Source organism: Streptomyces sp. NPDC006610, from assembly GCF_040611575.1.
Classification (GTDB): Bacteria; Actinomycetota; Actinomycetes; order Streptomycetales; family Streptomycetaceae; genus Streptomyces.
In genome coordinates, this window is sequence record NZ_JBEXOP010000040.1 from 51,582 (window position 1) to 68,902 (window position 17,321).

General features: G+C 70.8%; 11 protein-coding genes. All 11 read right to left on the minus strand.

Annotation, left to right across the window (positions count from 1 at the left end; translation table 11 throughout):
• Nucleotides 1–63 precede the first annotated feature (63 nt).
• Nucleotides 64–3,441 carry a CARDB domain-containing protein gene (locus ABZY13_RS26945; RefSeq protein WP_356635144.1) on the minus strand — a complete coding sequence of 1,126 codons (3,378 nt, stop codon included), beginning with the start codon at nucleotides 3,439–3,441 and terminating at the stop codon, nucleotides 64–66.
• A 327-nt stretch (nucleotides 3,442–3,768) separates the two neighbouring features.
• Nucleotides 3,769–4,779: a LacI family DNA-binding transcriptional regulator gene (locus ABZY13_RS26950; RefSeq protein ID WP_356635146.1), complete on the minus strand. Its 1,011-nt coding sequence runs from the start codon at nucleotides 4,777–4,779 to the stop codon at nucleotides 3,769–3,771.
• Nucleotides 4,780–4,849: 70 nt separating this feature from the next.
• Complete coding sequence (locus ABZY13_RS26955; protein ID WP_356635148.1) at nucleotides 4,850–6,475, minus strand: glycoside hydrolase family 13 protein; 1,626 nt, start codon at nucleotides 6,473–6,475, stop codon at nucleotides 4,850–4,852.
• A 99-nt stretch (nucleotides 6,476–6,574) separates the two neighbouring features.
• Nucleotides 6,575–7,450: a carbohydrate ABC transporter permease gene (locus tag ABZY13_RS26960; RefSeq protein ID WP_356635150.1), complete on the minus strand. Its 876-nt coding sequence runs from the start codon at nucleotides 7,448–7,450 to the stop codon at nucleotides 6,575–6,577.
• Between the two features lie 16 nt (nucleotides 7,451–7,466).
• On the minus strand, nucleotides 7,467–8,426 hold the full coding sequence (locus ABZY13_RS26965; RefSeq protein WP_356635152.1) for a sugar ABC transporter permease: 960 nt from the start codon (nucleotides 8,424–8,426) through the stop codon (nucleotides 7,467–7,469).
• Nucleotides 8,427–8,504: 78 nt separating this feature from the next.
• Nucleotides 8,505–9,920, minus strand: coding sequence for an extracellular solute-binding protein (locus tag ABZY13_RS26970; protein WP_356635154.1), 1,416 nt, complete (start codon nucleotides 9,918–9,920; stop codon nucleotides 8,505–8,507).
• 266 nt (nucleotides 9,921–10,186) lie between these two features.
• Nucleotides 10,187–11,509: a pectate lyase gene (locus tag ABZY13_RS26975; RefSeq protein ID WP_356635156.1), complete on the minus strand. Its 1,323-nt coding sequence runs from the start codon at nucleotides 11,507–11,509 to the stop codon at nucleotides 10,187–10,189.
• A 484-nt stretch (nucleotides 11,510–11,993) separates the two neighbouring features.
• Nucleotides 11,994–13,397: a GH1 family beta-glucosidase gene (locus tag ABZY13_RS26980; protein WP_356635158.1), complete on the minus strand. Its 1,404-nt coding sequence runs from the start codon at nucleotides 13,395–13,397 to the stop codon at nucleotides 11,994–11,996.
• A 150-nt stretch (nucleotides 13,398–13,547) separates the two neighbouring features.
• Nucleotides 13,548–14,450 (minus strand): carbohydrate ABC transporter permease, encoded by a 903-nt coding sequence (locus ABZY13_RS26985; protein ID WP_356635160.1) that lies wholly within the window; start codon nucleotides 14,448–14,450, stop codon nucleotides 13,548–13,550.
• Entirely contained in the window at nucleotides 14,447–15,409 is a 963-nt protein-coding gene (locus tag ABZY13_RS26990; RefSeq protein WP_356635162.1) for a sugar ABC transporter permease, read from the minus strand. The genes ABZY13_RS26985 and ABZY13_RS26990 overlap by 4 nt, the downstream gene beginning before the upstream one ends.
• A 104-nt stretch (nucleotides 15,410–15,513) precedes the next feature.
• On the minus strand, nucleotides 15,514–16,812 hold the full coding sequence (locus ABZY13_RS26995) for an extracellular solute-binding protein (protein WP_356635164.1): 1,299 nt from the start codon (nucleotides 16,810–16,812) through the stop codon (nucleotides 15,514–15,516).
• Nucleotides 16,813–17,321: the final 509 nt, after the last annotated feature.

The window sequence follows — 17,321 nt, forward strand, 5'->3', positions numbered from 1 at the left end:
TGTCCTCGCAGGTCGACGGGGAGGGAGGGGGGAGCCGTGCGCCGGCGGACCGGCGCACGGGTGTCAGCCGCGGTGGATGACGAACTGCGAGCCCGGCTCGACGCAGATGTCGCTCTCCGCCGAGTCGGTGATGGTGACGTCGGTGAGGGTGGCGCTGCCCCTGGCCCCGCTCATCGCGAGGACGCCGCAGCCGTTGACCGACTTGTCGATGCGGACGTTGCTGACCTTCACGTCCGGCATCGCGCCGCCGCCGGTCTTGAACTGGATGCCGTCATAGGTGGAGTCGACGATGTCGGTGTCCCGGATGATGACGCCGGGGATGTCCGGACCCTGTGCGAAGAGGGTGATCGCGCCGAACTCCTGGTCCTCGTTCCAGAACGCGCCGCCCGTACGGTACAGGCCGTTGTTCGCGATCAGGGTCTGCCCGGAGAACGGCAGCGGGTCGTGGTCGGTGGCCAGCATGATGCCCGGGTAGTTCATGGTGTCGGCGACGACGTTGTTCTCCACGGTGTTGCCGTGACCGCCGTAGATCGCGATGCCGTTGGCGCGCCACGGCAGCTGGACGGTGTTGTTGCGGAAGTGGTTGTCGTGGCCGACGTCGACCGAGGTGTCCTTGACGTACTTGCTCGCCCACACCGCGAGGGCGTCGTCGCCGGTGTTGCGGAACGAGGAGTTGTACACGGTCGAGTTGCGGGTGCCGTTGGCGAAGTTGATGCCGTCGGCGTAGGTGTTGCGGATGCGCATGCCGGTGAATTCGAGGCCGTCGCCAGGGCCCCAGAGTTCGGGGAGGTTGCTGTAGTCGCGGCCGGCCCAGACGCCGACGTTGGCGTGCTCGATCCACACGTTGCTGATCCTGGTGCCCTTGCCGAAGCGGCCGTTGAGGCCGACGCCGCCCTCGGCGCCGCCGTCGCCCCCGCGGATGGTGCCGGAACCGAAGATGGCGATGTCGGAGATCTGGGTGTTGTGGTCGATGTCGAAGCCGAAGTTGCCCTCGTGCGGGTGGTTGATGCCGCCCGCCTGGTGCGGCGGGGTGAGGGTGTACAGCTGGGAGTGCCACATGCCGGCGCCGCGGATGGTGACGTCCCGGATGCCCACCATGTTGTACTGGCCGCGGTTGTGCGGGTCGTCGGTGAGGATCTTCTGCTCCTGGCGCCACTGACCGGCGGGGATCCACACGCAGGGGATCTCGCCCTTCTGGTCGGCGGTGACGGCCCGCTGGAGGGCGTCGGTGTCGTCGATGCCGTCGTTGGGGACGGCGCCGTACTCGGTGATGGAGACGCACCCGGCGGGCTTGGCCGCGGGCGGGGCGACCTGCTCCAGGTCGATCAGGTCGACGACGTAGAAGGCGGCGGTGTCGCCGGCGTCCCGCTGGAGGCGGAACTTCGTGCCCGCCGGATAGCTCTGGGTCAGCAGCGCGTGGGACTCGTCGAACAGCCGGCGTGCGTCCCCGCCGGGGGTGTTGGTCAGTCCCTCCGGGTCGTCGGTGGTGCCGTACAGCCAGCTGTGCTTGGACGACAGGGTCAGCTTGCGGACGAACTTCCCGTCGGCGTAGAGGCTGAGGGTCGCCTCGCGCCCGCCGCCCGTGGCCGCGTCCGGGACGGAGTTGCGCACCACGATGGAGTTGGCGGCGCCGGTGGAGGTGAACTCCACGTGGTCGCCGGTGTCGTCGAGCCGCACGGAACGGCGGCCGGAGGACTCGGTGGCGAAGTTGGTGTGCCCGAAGGTGCGCTTGCGGTCGGCGGTGAGGAGCGTTCCGTCGTAACTGCCGTCCTCTGCCTCGTACTCGGTGTAGGGAACGGCCGCGCCCCGTCCGACGACGAGGGAGCGCGCGAAGACGTTGTTGTTCTCGTCGGTCTCGGTGAGGGCGCCGGTGGCGTCGGCCGTGGCGGTCAGGGTGGCGCCGCCGCTCTTGGCGGTCCAGGTGCCGGAGAGGGCGACGGTGGTCGTGCCCCCCGCCGCGACGGCGCCGGTGGTGCCCTGGAGCGTGGTGTCGCCGACGGTGAGGCGGGTGATGGTGCCCGCGGGGGCGGAGGTGGTGCCGCGGTTGTTCACCGCCACCGTGAAGGACACGTCGGCGCCGACCGCGGGTGTCGCCGGGTTGGTGGTGATGCCGGTGACGCGCAGGTCCGGGCCCGGGCTCTGCGCGACGGTCAGTTTCGTCGCGGCGGTGCGGCTGTTGTTGCCGTTGTCCAGTTCCACGACGGTGTCGGTCGGGTCCGCGGCGGCCGAGACGGTGTACGAGCCCTGCGGGCGCCGGCCCACGGGGACGCCGACGGTCGTGGAGGCGCCCGCGGCCAGGGCGGCGACCGGGGCGGAGCCGGCGACGGTGCCCTCGACGCTGACGGCGACCGTCGTGGCGGGGGCCGGTGCGCTGCCCGCGTTGCGTACGGTGGCCCGCACCGTGACGTCGTCGGCCTCGGACGGGGAGGCGGGCGACCAGGTCAGGTCGGTGACGACGAGGTCGGGCTGGGGCGTGGCCCTGCCGAGCACCTGGAACTCGGCGACCTGGGCGCCGGGGGCACCGGTGTTGGAGAAGAAGGTGAGCCGTACGTCGGCGACGCGGCCGGTGACCGGGATGGTCACGGTGTTCTTGTTGCCCGACGGGCTGAAGGCGTAGTCGGCGCGGGCCTTCAGGGAGGTGAAGCCGGAGGCACCCGACGCGCGGCCGAGGACCTGGAGCGACTGGGTGCGCGGCCCCCAGACCGGGTCGGGGTTGAGCTTGACGACCACGGCCTCGACGTCCGCGTCGGCGCCGAGCTTCGCCGTCAGGCTCGACGGGAAGCCCGCGGACTCCCAGTAGGTGCCGGTGTTGTCGTCGTTGGCGTTGGCCGCGGTGTAGTTCTGCGTCACGGACGTCGCCTCGATCGGCTTGTTCCGGGCGAGGTTCGTGCCCTCGACCGGCGGGTCGACGGGCCCTTCGTCGCCGTAGACCTCCAGCTCGGACAGCTGGGCTGCGTTCCAGCCCGAGTTGGACGTGACCTGAACGCGCACGTACCGCGCCTTCTCGGCGGGCAGGTCGATGGCCACGGTGTTGGCCGCGGCCGGGTCGAAGGAGCGGGCCGCCGCGGCGGCGAGCGTGCCGAAGGAGTTGCCGTCGGTGCTGCCGAGGACGGCCAGGGACTGGGAGCGCGCCTCCCAGCCGGTGGGCAGCTTCAGCGCGACGCGGTCCAGCGGGACCGCTGCGCCGAGGTCGACCTGCACCCACTGCGGGAAGGAGCCCGACGGGCCCTCCCAGTACGACTGCTGGCTTCCGTCGGTGACGTTGGACGCCGGGTAGCCGCCATGGGCTCCGCCGGCCGTCGCCGCTCTGCCGAGGGCGAGGTTGGTCTCCGCCGCCGCCTGGGGCGCGGCTTGCGCCGGGGCGGGAAGCAGACCGACGGCGATCAGTCCCGCCGTCAGCAGGCCGACCCCTGTCCGTCTGCGTGTCTGTGTGCCTCTCATGGGGCGCCTCTCCACCACGCGGGCGTGCGCCCGGCATGGCTGATGGGAAGTGGCGACGCAGGGCTAGGATTTTGAGTAAATCTGCGTCAGATTTGCGTCATCGGGGAGACAGGTTTCTACCGCGTGACGGCTTTGTCAACGGTCCGGTCATCCGCGGCACCGGTCGGCCCGCCGACGTCGACGGCCGTCCCGAGAACGCGGACGGCACCGGCGTCGGAGCCGACGGGGCGGCGGTGACACCGGTGCCGTGAGGTGACGCGGACCGGGAGGGCCGAGAAGGGGCCGGGAAGGGCCCGGATCCGGGCAGGTGGGGGAAGGGGGACGCGATCAGCCGGCCGGCGGCGGGGCGGTCGACGCGCGGACCACGAGTTCCGGCTCGAAGAGCAGTTCGCCGGGGTGCGCCTGCGTTCCCAGGATCTGGGCGCACAGCAGGTCGACGGCCGCGCGCCCCATGGCCTCGATGGGCTGGCGCACCGTCGACAGCGGCGGCTCCGTGCAGGTCATGAAGGCCGAGTCGTCGAAACCGACGACCGACACGTCGGACGGAACCCGCAGGCCGTGGCGGCGGGCGGCCCGGACGGCCCCGAGCGCGAGCGGGTCGCTGCCGCACACGATGCCGGTGACGCCCCGCGCCAGCAGACGCGAGGCCGCGGCCTGCCCTCCTTCCAGCGAGAAGATCGACCGCTGCACGAGCAGGTCGTCCCACTGCGTACCCGTGGTCCGCGCCGCCGCCCGGGCGGCCTCCAGCTTGCGGCGCGAGGGCACATGGTCGTCGGGGCCGAGGACGAGACCGATCCGCTCGTGGCCGAGCGAGGCGAGATGCCGCCACGCCTGCTCGACGGCGACGGCGTCGTCGCAGGCGACGCAGGGGAAGTCGAGCCCTTCGATCGAGGCGTTGACGAGGACGACCGGGATCTTCCGCTCGGCCAGCCGGCGGTAGTGCTCGTGCGGCGCGTCGGCCTGCGCGAACAGGCCCCCGGCGAAGATCACACCGGAGACCTGCTGCTGGAGCAGCAGGTCCACGTAATCGGCCTCGGAGACACCGCCTCTGGTCTGCGTGCACAGGACGGGCGTGAGCCCCTGCTGGGCGAGGGCGCCTCCGATGACCTCGGCGAACGCCGGGAAGATGGGGTTCTGCAACTCCGGGAGCACCAGGCCGACGAGCCGGGCGCGCTCCCCGCGCAGTTGCGTGGGCCGCTCGTAACCGAGCACGTCGAGGGCCGTGAGCACGGCCTGGCGGGTCCTTTCGGAGACCCCCGGCTTGCCGTTGAGGACACGGCTGACCGTGGCCTCGCTCACCCCCACCTTCTTCGCCACCAGCGCAAGTCCTCGCGTCATGAACGCAAGATTATCGCAAACTACGCAAGCCAGTTGCGTCGTTCACGCTCCCCGCGACCATGCGGTGCCGTCACGTTGCGAGGTCGGACGACCGGGCGCGCAGCCACACCGCCGTGTCCGCCGGAAGCCGCCCCTCGGCGTCCAGCGGTCCGCTGGCGAGCAGCAGCCGCTCGTGCTCGGGGAGCACGGCGGGCACGTCCGAGAGGTTGACGACGCACAGCAGGCCCTGCGGCCGGGCGAAGGCGAGGACGTCCTCGCCGACGGGGAGCCAGGTCAGCGGTCCGTCGCCGAAGCCCGCGCCCGAACGCCGTTGCCGCAGCGCCTCTTTGTAGAGCGCGAGCATCGAGTCCGGGGCGGCGGCCTGGCGGTCGACGGCGTAGGGGGCCCAGTCGTCGGGCTGCGGCAGCCACGGCTCGTCGCCGGCGCCGAAGCCGTACCATCTGGCCTCCGCCTCCCACGGCAGGGGGACCCGGCAGCCGTCGCGGCCGGGGTCGGTGCCGCCGGAGCGGAAGTGCATGGGGTCCTGGATGCGGTCGAGCGGGATGTCGGCCTCGGGCAGGCCGAGTTCCTCCCCCTGGTAGAGGTAGACCGAGCCGGGCAGAGCGAGGGTGAGCAGGGCGGCCGCACGGGCACGGCGGGTGCCGAGCTGCAGGTCGGTCGGGGTACCGAAGCGCTTCGTGGCGAAGTCGAAGCCGGTGTCGGCGCGTCCGTAGCGCGTGACGGTGCGGGTGACGTCGTGGTTGCACAGGACCCAGGTGGCGGGGGCGCCGACGGGGGCGTGCTCGGCGAGGGTGGCGTCGATGGCGCGGCGCAGGCAGCCGGCGTCCCAGGGGCACGTGAGGAAGGAGAAGTTGAAGGCGGTGTGCAGTTCGTCGGGGCGGAGGTAGCGGGCGAAGCGCTCGGCGTCGGGCAGCCAGACCTCGCCCACGAAGACGCCGCCGTACTCGTCGGCGATCGCCCGCCAGGAGCGGTAGATGTCGTGGATCTCGTCCTGGTCGATGTAGGGGTGGGGGTCGACGCCCTCGACGAAGTCGCGCAGGCCGGGGTCCTTGGTGAGCAGGGCCGCGGAGTCGATCCGTACGCCGGCGACGCCCCGCTCGAACCAGAAGCGCAGGATCTCCTCGTGCTCGCGGCGCACCGCGGGGTGGTCCCAGTTCAGGTCGGGCTGCTCGGGGGTGAACAGGTGCAGGTACCACTCGCCGTCGGGGACGCGGGTCCAGGTGGCGCCGGAGAACTGTGAGGGCCAGTCGTTGGGCGGGAGTTCGCCGTTCGTTCCGCGGCCGGGGCGGAAGTGGAAGAGTTCCCGCTCCGGGCTGCCGGGGCCGGCTGCGAGGGCGGCCCGGAACCAGGGGTGCTGGTCGGAGACGTGGTTGGGCACGATGTCGACGATGGTGCGGATGCCGAGTTCGCGGGCCTCGGCGATCAGCTTCTCCGCCTCGGCCAGGGTGCCGAACGCGGGGTCGATGGTGCGGTAGTCGGCGACGTCGTAGCCGCCGTCGACGAGCGGCGACAGGTACCAGGGGGTGAACCAGACGGCGTCCACGCCCAGTTCGGCGAGGTGGGACAGTCGCGCCCGGACGCCCGCGAGGTCTCCGGTGCCGTCGCCGTCGCCGTCGGCGAAACTGCGCGGATATACCTGGTAGATGACGGCGTCGCGCCACCAGTCGTCGGTGCGGGGCGGAAGGGGGGCTGCCACGGTGCGGTCCTTTCGGGCAGGGCGGATCTCCGCCGCCGGCCCGGCCAAGCGGGGCGTCGGACGGGCCGGCGGCGGAGGCTGGGAAGAGGGGGCGGGCGGTCAGCCCTTGAGGCTGCCGGCGGTGAGGCCGCCCATGATGTTGCGCTGGAAGACCAGGAAGATCAGCACGGTCGGCAGCGAGGCGATCGTGAGGGCGGCGATCAGCACGTTCACGGGCACGCCGTTGGACAGGGAGTAGATGCCGACGTTGAGGGTCTGCTTCGCCGGGTCGGGCAGGGTGAGCATCGGCCAGAGGAAGTCCTTCCACACCCCGACGACCGCGAAGATCGACACCACGCCCAGGACGGGCCGGGAGATCGGCAGAACGATCGACCACAGAACGCGCAGCGGCTTGGCGCCGTCCATGGAGGCCGCGTCCAGCAGTTCCTTGGGGATCGAGTCGAAGAACCGCTTGAGCAGGAAGATGTTGAAGGCGTTGGTGACGGACGGCAGCCAGATCGCCCACGGGGTGTTGAGCAGGTTCCGCTCGACGATCGGCACGTCCAGCACGGTGAGGTACTGCGGGACGACGAGGACCGTGGCCGGGATCATCAGGGTCGCCAGCATCATGCCGAGGATCGCCTTGCCCAGCACCGGCCGCAGCTTGGACAGGGAGTACGCGGCGGCGACGTCGAGGACCAGCTGGAAGGCGAGCGCGCCGAACGCGTAGTAGAGGGTGTTGCCCAGCAGCTTGGCGAGGTCCATGACCTGCCAGGCCTGTTCGTAGTTGGCGGGCTCGAACGATCCGGGTACGAGGGTCGGCGGGGTCCGGATCACTTCCTGGGGGTCCTTGAACCCGCTGGAGACGAGCCAGTACATCGGACCGAGGAAGGCGAGGGTGAACCCGGCGACGACCAGGGCGAAGACCGTCCAGTAGACGGCCCTGCCGCGCGGCCTGGCGAGGACGGCCGGCGAGACGAGCGTGCGTGTGGACATGGTGGTCCCCCCGGTTCTATTCGTCCTGGGCGCGGCTGAGCCTGACGTACACCGCCGAGAATCCGGACAGCAGCACGAGCAGGAGCAGGCCGAGGGCCGCGGCGGCGCCGTAGTCGTTGAAGTTGAAGGCGTACTGGTAGATGAGGTACACGACGGTCGTGGTCGACCCCTCGGGTCCGGCGCCGCCGGTCAGCAGGAAGGGCTCGACGAAGACCTGCATGGTCGCGATGACCTGCATGAGCAGCATCAGCGACAGGATCAGGCGGGTCTGCGGGATGGTGACGTGCCAAATCTTGCGCAGCAGGCCGGCCCCGTCCAGTTCGGCCGCCTCGTACAGCTCGCCGGGGATGCCTTGGAGGGCGGCGAGGTAGATCAGCGTGGCGCCGCCCATGTTCATCCAGGTCGAGGCGACGACGACGGACAGCATCGACAGGTCGGGGTCCTGGAGCCACTGCTGCTCGGGCAGGTGGAGGACGCCGAACAGCTCGTTGAGCAGCCCGTATCCGGGGTCGTAGAGGTACTTGAAGAGGAGGACGGAGGCGACCGGGGGCAGCATCACGGGCAGGTAGACCAGGAGCCGCAAGTAGCCCTGGCCGTGCCGGAACTCGTTGATGACGATCGCGGCGGCGAACGGCACCGCGAAGCCGAGGACCAGGGCGAGCACCGTGAACAGCAGGGTGTTGCGCCAGGCCTGCCAGAAGGCCGGGTCGTTCAGGACCGTGGCGAAGTTGTCCAGCCCGACCCAGTCGGTCTGCCCGCTCTCGGTCTTCTGGAAGGCCAGGAAGACCTCCCTGACCATCGGATACCAGGAGAACAGCGCGAAACAGACGACCGCGCCGATCAGGAATCCATGGGCCGTCAGGTTGTGGCGCAGGTTCCTGGCGAACGCGGCGCCGGGTGCCGCGGGGGCCGCCGGGGGCGGCACGGAGCGGCGGGGTGGCGCCGCTTTGCTCAGGGTCGGGCCGGGGGCCGGCATCGTCACTCCTCGTACTGGTCTGCCGTCTTCGCTGCCGGGCGGGCGGGACGGGCACGGCGGCCCGTCCCGCCCGGTCGGTCACTGGTTGGCCAGCACCTGGTCGACCTGCGACTCGGCGGTGGACAGGAGCTTGTCGACGTCGGCGTCCTCGTTGGTGAGGATGCCGGACATCACGTTGTCCAGGACCTTGTAGATCTCCTGCGCCTTGGGCGGCTCGGCCTTGCCCGGGACCGGGTTGTCCATGAAGGTCTTGAAGTTCTCCACCGGCATGGTGGCGTGCTCGGCACGGGCCGCGTCGTCCTCGGCCTTGGACTCGTTCAGCCAGAAGTTGGGCTGCGGAATGCCGACCGGCAGCTTGTCGGCCTTGGCGCGGCTCCAGTCGAACTGGCCCTTGCCGACGGTGAGGTTCTTGAAGTTCAGCCAGGCGATCGCGGCCTTGATCTTGTCCGGGGAGATGCCCTTCTTGATCATGTAGCTGTTGCCGCCGGCCAGGGTGTTCTGCCGGCCGGGGATGGGTCCCATGCCGAAGTTCTCGTATCGGGCGCCGAGTTGCTGGACCATGTACTGGATGTCGTCGGGCGCGGCGAGGTACATGCCGAGCTTGTCGGTGGCGATCTGCTTCTGCAGGTCGCCCCACTTCAGCAGCTGGGTCTTGCCCATGCTGTCGTCCTGCCAGCGCATCGCGTGCAGGTTCCGGGCGACCTGCCTGCCCAGTTCGTCGTTGAACGCCGCCTTCTCGCCGCTCGCGTCGACGACGTCGCCGCCGATGCTGTAGAGCTGCGCGGTGAAGTGCCAGCCACCGGTGTTGCCGGCGCTGTACTCGCCGAAGCCCGCGATGCCGTCGCCGAGTCCGGCGATCCGCTTCGCCGCGGTGCGGACCTCCTCCCAGGTGCGCGGAGGGCTGTCGGGGTCGAGGCCGGCCCGCTCGAAGAGCTTGCGGTTGATGAGCAGGCCCATGGTGTAGTTGCTGGTGGGCAGGCCGTAGAGCTTGCCGTCCTGCTTCAGCGAACCGAGGACGTCGGGGTCGATGTCCTTGAGCAGCGGCACGGTCCTATCGTTGACGTACGCGGTGATGTCCTGCGCGCCGTCCTCGGAGAGCACCTGGGGCAGGTCGGTGAAGTAGGTGTAGAAGACGTCGGGCTGCGACTTCGCCTTCAGCATGGCCGTGAACCGCGGGGGCTCCAGACACTGGCCCGGGGTGGAGCGGCCCTCGATGGTGACGTTCGGGTACGTCTTGTTGAACTCGGCGACGTCCTGCTTCCACTGCCGGAGCTCGGCCGCCTTCGCCGTCGGCGGCATGCAGTCGATGGTGAGCGTCACCTCGGTCTTCGGGTCCAACGGAGCGGCGGGGTCGGACGACGCACCGCCCCCGGAACCACCGCTGCCGTTGTCGCTGCTGCTCGTGCCGCAGGCGGCCAGCGCGGTGAGCGTGAGCGCGGAAACGATGGTGACCGCGCCGGCGCGGCGCGTACGGCGGAACCGGGCACTTCTCATGAGTGCTCCCCTTCGGGCTGAACGTGGAGGTCTCCCCATCGCCGGTGCGTTGTGGGGCGGGCCACACTCAACCACCCGCGACAAGCGGACGCAAGATATCGCGCTGTTTTCGTAATTGCTCGACAAAGACGAGTCGACTCGGCGCGGACCGTCTTGCGATCGCGCTGCGGGAAACGCCAGCGGCCCCGGCCGGACGGGAGTCCGGCCGGGGCCGCAAGGGCTTTCCGGGCCGCCGGGCCGCGAGGGCCGACGGGTGTCGCGGTGGGTCAGTCGACGTAACGGATGTCGGACGTGCTGTAGAGGCAGTTCGTGCTGTCCGGGCCGGTACCGATCTTGGTGGGTTCGCCGCTGGTGGTGCCCCGGTACTTGGTGCAGATGTCGATGTCGCGGCCGGAGTCCCGGTGGATGGTGATGCCGGAGAAGCGCGCCGTGTCACCGTAGTTGGTGTTGATGCCGACCAGGGTGTCGCCCGGGGCCGTCACCTTGGTGTTCAGGATCTGGATGTGGCGGGTGTACTGCGTGGAGCAGTTGCCGCAGGAACGGACCAGTTTGCCGAAGTCCTCCACCTGGAAGTCCCGGATGACCAGGGTGCCGGCGCCGTTGTGCTGGAAGACCTTGTCGGAGGCCTTCCGCGCACCGCCGCCCTCGATCGTGCGGACGGTGGAGGCGGAGCTGCCGCGGAAGGTGGCGGCGTCCTCGCCGACGTCCTCCCACCAGACGTTCTTGAGCGTGCAGGCGCCGGCGCAGTGCACGCCGTCGGCGGCGGGGGCGCCCAGGATGACGTTCTGCAGGGTCGCGCCGTCGGCGAGCCGGATCATCGGCGGCTGGCCCTCGCTCTGGTCGCCGCTGCCGAGGGCGCCACTGCCGTACAGGCGCTTCATTCCGCCGTCGTAGGTGCCGGAGACCTCGATGGTGGACGAGACGGCCTGGCTGCCGTTGGCCGTCGGCCACGACGACGACGGGGGCGGCGTCGTCGGGTCGGTGGGCGGCGGCGTGGTCGGGTCGGTCGGCGGCGGAGTCGTCGGATCCGTGGGGACCGTCCCCGACGCGGCGAAGGTCCAGCGCTTGCTGGTGACCGAGTCGCAGGAGTTCTGCTGGACCAGGGCGCCGGCGGCCTTCGAACTGTCCTTGACGTTCAGGCACTTGTCGCCGTTGCTGTTGATCACCTGGTACGTGTCGCCGCCGACCTGCGTCAGCTTCCACACCTGGGTCGCCGTGCCGGCGCAGTTCTGCTGCTCGACCGGCTTGCCCGCGCTGGTGGAGGCGTCCCGGACACCGGCGCACTTCGCGCTGTTCGCGGCCGTCAGGGTGTACCCGCTGCCGGACGCCGTGAGCTTCCAGGTCTGCGCGGCGGCCCCGGTGCAGGCGTCCTGCGTCAGCTGGACGCCCGCGGAGGCGCTCGCGCCGGGCACCGTCAGACACAGACCGCTGTTCGCGTTCTTCAGGGTGTACGACCCGGCCGCCGGCGCCGCCGACGCCGAACCGGTCGTCATCACGACCGTGAGGCCGCCGCCGATCAACGCCGTGGCCGCCGCGAGCGAGGCGGCCGTGCGGCCGCGTCTCGCCCGGTGGGTGTTCCGTGTGCTCACTGTGCGTTCCTTTCACCGGCTGCGGCGTTCGTCGCGGACGCCGAAGGGTTGCAGGGGCGGCACCCGGGGATACGCCGGTTAAACCGGTTCAATATTCAAGGGACGTGAGGCCAACTGCCGCGATGGGGGTCGCAGTTGGCTGGTTTTCTTTGAGCCGTGTGCCACAGATTGGTGTCGGCGAGCCTTGGGTGTCAACGGTTGTGCAAGCGCTTTCTCCTTAATCGGTTCAGCCGAGTCCGCCGCGAGCGGGCCGGCGCAGGCGGAGATCCGCGGCGAGCGGTCGGCGCCGTCCGGTCCGCTGCGGAAAGCCGGGAGCGGGTGGACCGACGGTGTCGGTCCACCCGCTCCCGGTCGCCGCCGGCGCCTTGGCAGGGGGCGCCCGCGGCGATGGTCACCGCCCCGTACCGGGCAGTTGAGCGCCCATCAGTTCATCTTGGTCCCGGGGTGGTCGACGGCGTGGTGAGCTGTCGTTACGCGGCCGGTATCACAGGGCCGGCACACCGTTTCGCGCGATGGCGTCCGCGTACCAGCGGGCGCTCGACTTGAGGGTGCGGCGCTGGGTGGCGAAGTCGACGTGGACGATGCCGAAGCGCTTGCTGTAGCCGTAGGCCCACTCGAAGTTGTCCAGCAGCGACCACAGGAAGTAGCCCCGCACATCGGCGCCGTCCGCGATGGCCCGGTGCACCGCGGCCAGATGGGCGTGCAGGTAGGCCACGCGCTCGGGGTCCTTCACCTCGCCGGAGGGGTCCGCGTAGTCGTCGTAGGCGGCGCCGTTCTCCGTGACGAGCAGCGGCGTTCCGGGCAGGTCGTCCCTGAGCCGCACGAGCAGTTCGTGCAGTCCGTCGGCGTCCACCGGCCAGTCCATCGCCGTACGCGGCCCCGGCAGGGGCACGAAGCGCACGTGCTGCTCCGCGCCCGCCCACGGGGACGGCGACTCGGACGTGCCGGCCGCGACCATGGCGGGCGAGTAGTAGTTGACGCCCAGCGAGTCGATGGGGGCCGAGGCCGTCTTCAGGTCGCCGTCGGCCACGAAGGACCAGTCGGTGACCTGGGCGGTGTCGCGGACCAGGTCTGCGGGGAGCCGCCCGTGGAAGACCGGGTCGAGGAAGATCCGGTTGCCGACCGCGTCGATCCGGCGGGCCGCGTCCACGTCCTCGGGCGCGTCGGTGTGGGCGCGCGCCACATGGAGGTTGAGTGTCAGCGACACCTCCGCCGGGGCGGGCAGCGCGGCCCGCAGCGCCCGTACGGCCAGTCCGTGCGCCAGGTTGAAGTGGTGGGCGGCGCGCAGCGAGGCGAGCGCGCTGGTGCGGCCCGGCGCGTGGACCCCGTTGCCGTAGCCGAGGAAGGCGGCGCACCAGGGCTCGTTGAGGGTGGTCCAGGTCGCCACCCGGTCGCCGAGCGCCTCGGCCATGAGGCCCGCGTACTCGGCGAAGCGGTACGCCGTCTCGCGGTGCGGCCAGCCACCCGCGTCCTCCAGCTCCTGCGGCAGGTCCCAGTGGTAGAGGGTGGCCACGGGCCGGATCCCGGCGTCGCGCAGTTCGTCGGTGAGCCGCCGGTAGAAGTCCAGGCCCTTTTGGACGGCGGGGCCCCGGCCGGTGGGCTGGACGCGGGGCCAGGCGATGGAGAAGCGGTAGTCGGTGACGCCGAGGCGGCGCAGGAGGGCGACGTCCTCGTCGACGCGGTGGTAGTGGTCGGCGGCGATGTCGCCGGTGTCGCCGTTGCGCACCTTGCCGGGCGTGCGGCTGAAGGTGTCCCAGATGGACGGGGTGCGGCCGTCCTCGGTGGCGGCGCCCTCGATCTGGTAGGCCGCGGTGGCGGTGCCCCAGCGGAAGCCGGCCGGGAAGGTGAGCGTCGCGGTGGTGTGGGGGCGTGCGTCGAGCGCGGTCATGAGGTGGGGGCTCCAAGGAGGTGAGGGGGCTCGGGTGGTGGGGTGCGGCGGCCGTGGACCGCGCGATGCCGGTGGCGCGGGGCGGGGCGGCGGCCTGGCGCGGGTCGGCCCTTGACGGCCGGCGCGGGGCGGCATGGCGTGACGCGCGCGTCAGCCCTTGACGGCGCCCTGCATGATGCCGCCGACGATCTGCCGGCCCAGCAGGCCGAAGACCAGGAGCACCGGCAGCGTGCCGAGCAGGGTGCCGGCCATGATGACGGACTGGTCGTGGACATAACCGCCGCCGAGCTGGCGCAGGGCGACCTGGACCGTCGGCTCGGAGGAGGAGAGGGCGACGATGGGCCAGAAGAAGTCGTTCCAGGCGGCCATGAAGGTGAGCAGGCCCAGGACGGCCATACCGGGCCGGGCGACGGGGACCACGATCGACCAGAAGATCCGGGCGGTGGAGGCGCCGTCGACGCGGGCCGCCTCGATCAGCTCGTCCGGCAGCGACTGCACCAGGTACTGGCGCATGAAGAAGACGCCGAAGGCCGAGACGAGGCCGGGCAGGATCACCGCCTGGAGCTGGTTGACCCACTGCAGTTCGGCGATCAGCATGAACAGCGGGATGACGCCCAGCTGCGGCGGGATCATCATGGTGCCCACGGTGATCGTGAGCAGGGCGCCCCGTCCCCGGAAGCGCAGTTTGGCGAAGGCGAACCCGGCGAGCGTGCAGCACAGCACGGTGCCCACGGTGATCGAGCCGGACACGATCAGCGAGTTGAGCAGCGCCTTGCCGATGTCGGCCTCTTCCAGCACCGCCTCGAAGTTGCGCATCAGGTTCGGGCCCGGCAGCAGCGAGGGCGGCACCCGCGCCATGTCGGCGTTGGAGCGGCTGGCGGCCACGATCGTCCAGTAGAACGGGAACGCGGAGACCAGCACGGCGATGATCAGGATGGCGTAGGCGAGCTTTCCGCCCTGCATGGTGCGGCCCGCGCCGGAGCGGCGCCGCGGGCGCTCCGCCCGAGTCGGGCGCTCGGGTGGTGCAGCCGGCGGGGTGGCCAGTGCGGTCATCGGACGGCCTCCTTGCGGGAGCGGCGGCGCGCGACGAGGGCGTTGGCCCCGACGAGCACCACGATGAGCAGGAACATCATCCAGGCCACGGCGGCGGCGCGGCCGAGGTGGAAGAAGCCCCAGCCCTGTTCGTACATGTAGAGGCCGAGCGTCTGGTACTGGTGCGAGATGCCGCCGGAGATCGAGCCCTCGAACAGCAGCGGCTCGCCGAACAGCTGGGTGGCGCCGATGGTGGAGACGACGACCGTGAAGACGATGGTGGGGCGCAGTCCGGGCAGGGTGACGTGGAAGAACTGCCGCCACCGCGAGGCGCCGTCCATCTCGGCGGCCTCGTACAGCTCGGCGGGGATGGACTGCATGCCCGCCAGGTAGATCAGCGCGTTGTAGCCGGTCCAGCGCCAGATGACGATCGTGGAGACGGCGATCTGGGAGGCGACGGTGCCGGTCTGCCAGTCGAAGGGGCCGATGCCGACGAGTCCGAGGACGTAGTTGACCAGCCCGAAGTCGTGGCCGAACAGCTGGGCGAAGACCAGCGTCGCCGCGGCGACGGAGGTGGCGTACGGCAGCAGCATGGCGGTGCGCAGGAAGGTGCGGCCGCGCAGCTTGTAGTTGAGCAGGTGCGCGAGCCCGAGCGCCATCACCAGCTGGGGCACGGTGGACAGCACGCCGATGGTGAACGTGTTGCGCAGCGCGAGCCAGAAGTAGTCGTCCTGGAGCAGCGCGGTGTAGTTGTCCAGGCCGCGCCACTGCATGTCGCCGGGGGTCTGCAGCTCCACGCGGTACAGCGACACGAACGCCGTGTAGATCAGCGGGAAGAGGCCGAAGGCGGCGAACAGGGTGAAGAACGGGGCGATGTAGGCGTAGGGGGAGAACTTCTGCCAGGCCCGCCGGGCGGCGGCGGGCCCGGACGGCGCCGCCTGCTTCGGCGAGGCCGGTGGGGCAGAGGCGGTGAGGGTCACGGTGCGGCCCTTCGGGTGGTCGGAACAGGGGTGCGGGGTGGCTTCGGCAGGCCGGTGGCCGCCGCCGGGCCGGACGGCGCCCGGCCCGGCGGCGGCTTCCCGGGTCAGCCGATGATGTTCGCGACGCCCTTCTTGGCGTTCTCCCACGCCTTGTCGGGGGCCAGGCCCTTGCGCTCGACCTCGCTCAGGGCGTTGGTGATCTGCTGGCTCACGTTCTGGTCGTGGACGCCGAGGACCTGGACGGGGGATTCCTTGGCGGCGTCACCGAAGATCTGGCCGATCGGCGCGTCGGAGAAGTAGGGGTCCTTCGCGTCGGCGATCTTCTCGATGGCGCCGGTGGCGGACGGGAAGCTGCCGTGCTTCTGGAAGAGCTTGGCCTGCTGCTCGGGCGCGGTCAGCCAGGCGATCAGCTTGTACGCCGCCTCCTTGTTCTTCGCGGCCCGGGGCACGGCGAGGTAGGAGCCGCCCCAGTTGCCCGCGCCGCCGGGCAGCGCGGCGACGTCCCAGGTACCCTTGCCGGCTTCGCCGGCCTGGCCCTTGATGTAGCCGAGCATCCAGGCGGGGCAGGGCAGGGTCGCGAACGAGCCGGCGGCGAAGGCCTGGTTCCACTGCGGCGACCACTGGTCGAGCTTCGCGCTCAGCCCGTCCTGCGCGGCCTCGACCGAGGTGTTCCAGGCCTCCTTCAGGGCCGGGTTGGTCTCCCAGATCAGCTTCCCGGAGGCGTCGTAGTACCGCTCCTTCTCCTGACCGATCATGACGGAGTAGAGGCTGCCGACGCTGTCGATCCAGGCGCTCTTGTCCGAGGCCTTCTTCTGGTACTGCCTGCCGAGGTCCAGGTAGCCCTCCCACGTGGACCACTTCTGGGCCAGCTCCGTGCGGTCGGTGGGCAGGCCGGCCTTCTCGAAGAGGTCGGTGCGGTAGCACATCGCCTCGGGGCCGACGTCGGTGCCCAGGCCGAGCACCTCGCCGTTGGCGCCCGTGGCCGCCGCCCACTTGGCCTCGGCGAACTCGCCCTTGAGCTTGTCGGCCCCGTACTTGCGCAGGTCCTCGAACTTGTCGGCCTGCTGCTGGGCGACGGAGGCGATCCGGCCGACCTCGATGCCCTGGACGTCGGCGAGGCCACCGCCGCCCGCGAGGCGGGTCTGGAGGGACTTCCAGTAGTCGGCCTCGTCCTCGGTGTCGGTCTGCTTGATGGTCACGCCCGGGTTGAGCTTCTCGTACTCGGCGTAGAGCCCGGACTCCTTGTAGCCGAAGGAGCCGAAGAGGTCGACGGTGATGGTGACCTTTCCGTCGGCCGTGGAGGCGCTGTCCGACGAACCTCCGCAGGCGGCGAGGAGCGCCCCGGCGAGCGCGACCGCCCCCAGACGGACGGTGGCCCTTTTGGCGGCTCGGGCAATGGGCATGGGAAGCCTCCTTGGCTCCGGGGTGGAACGAGCGCCGCGGTTCTTGAGAGCGCTCTCAAAACGTGGGGGGAGCGTGCCCGCCCGTCCAGCGTCCCGTCAAGTCTTGAAATGGCAACGAAGCGGCCACGCACCGGAATATCCGGTTTGCACCCATAGCATCCAAGGCGTGCGCGATCTATTGACAGCGGATTTCAGGAGTCTTACGTTTCGCCCACCTGAGAGCGCTCTCAGGCCGGGGTCTCGAACTCGCCCCACCGACGGTTCCGTTGCGGTTCCACCACTCCCCCAGGGCGCCAGACCGCGCCCGCCGGTGGCCCCGCGGCAGTGCCGCCGACGAGTCCCCGTCACCCGCGATGACATGAGGTGTTCCCCATGCCAGCTCCCCGACCACGGCCGGCCGCCGCACTGGTCCTCGCCGCCGCACTGGCCGGCGTCGGCCTCGGCCCGGCCGCCACGCCCGCGGCAGCCGCCACCATCACCGTAGGCGCCGGGAGTTACTCCGACACCCG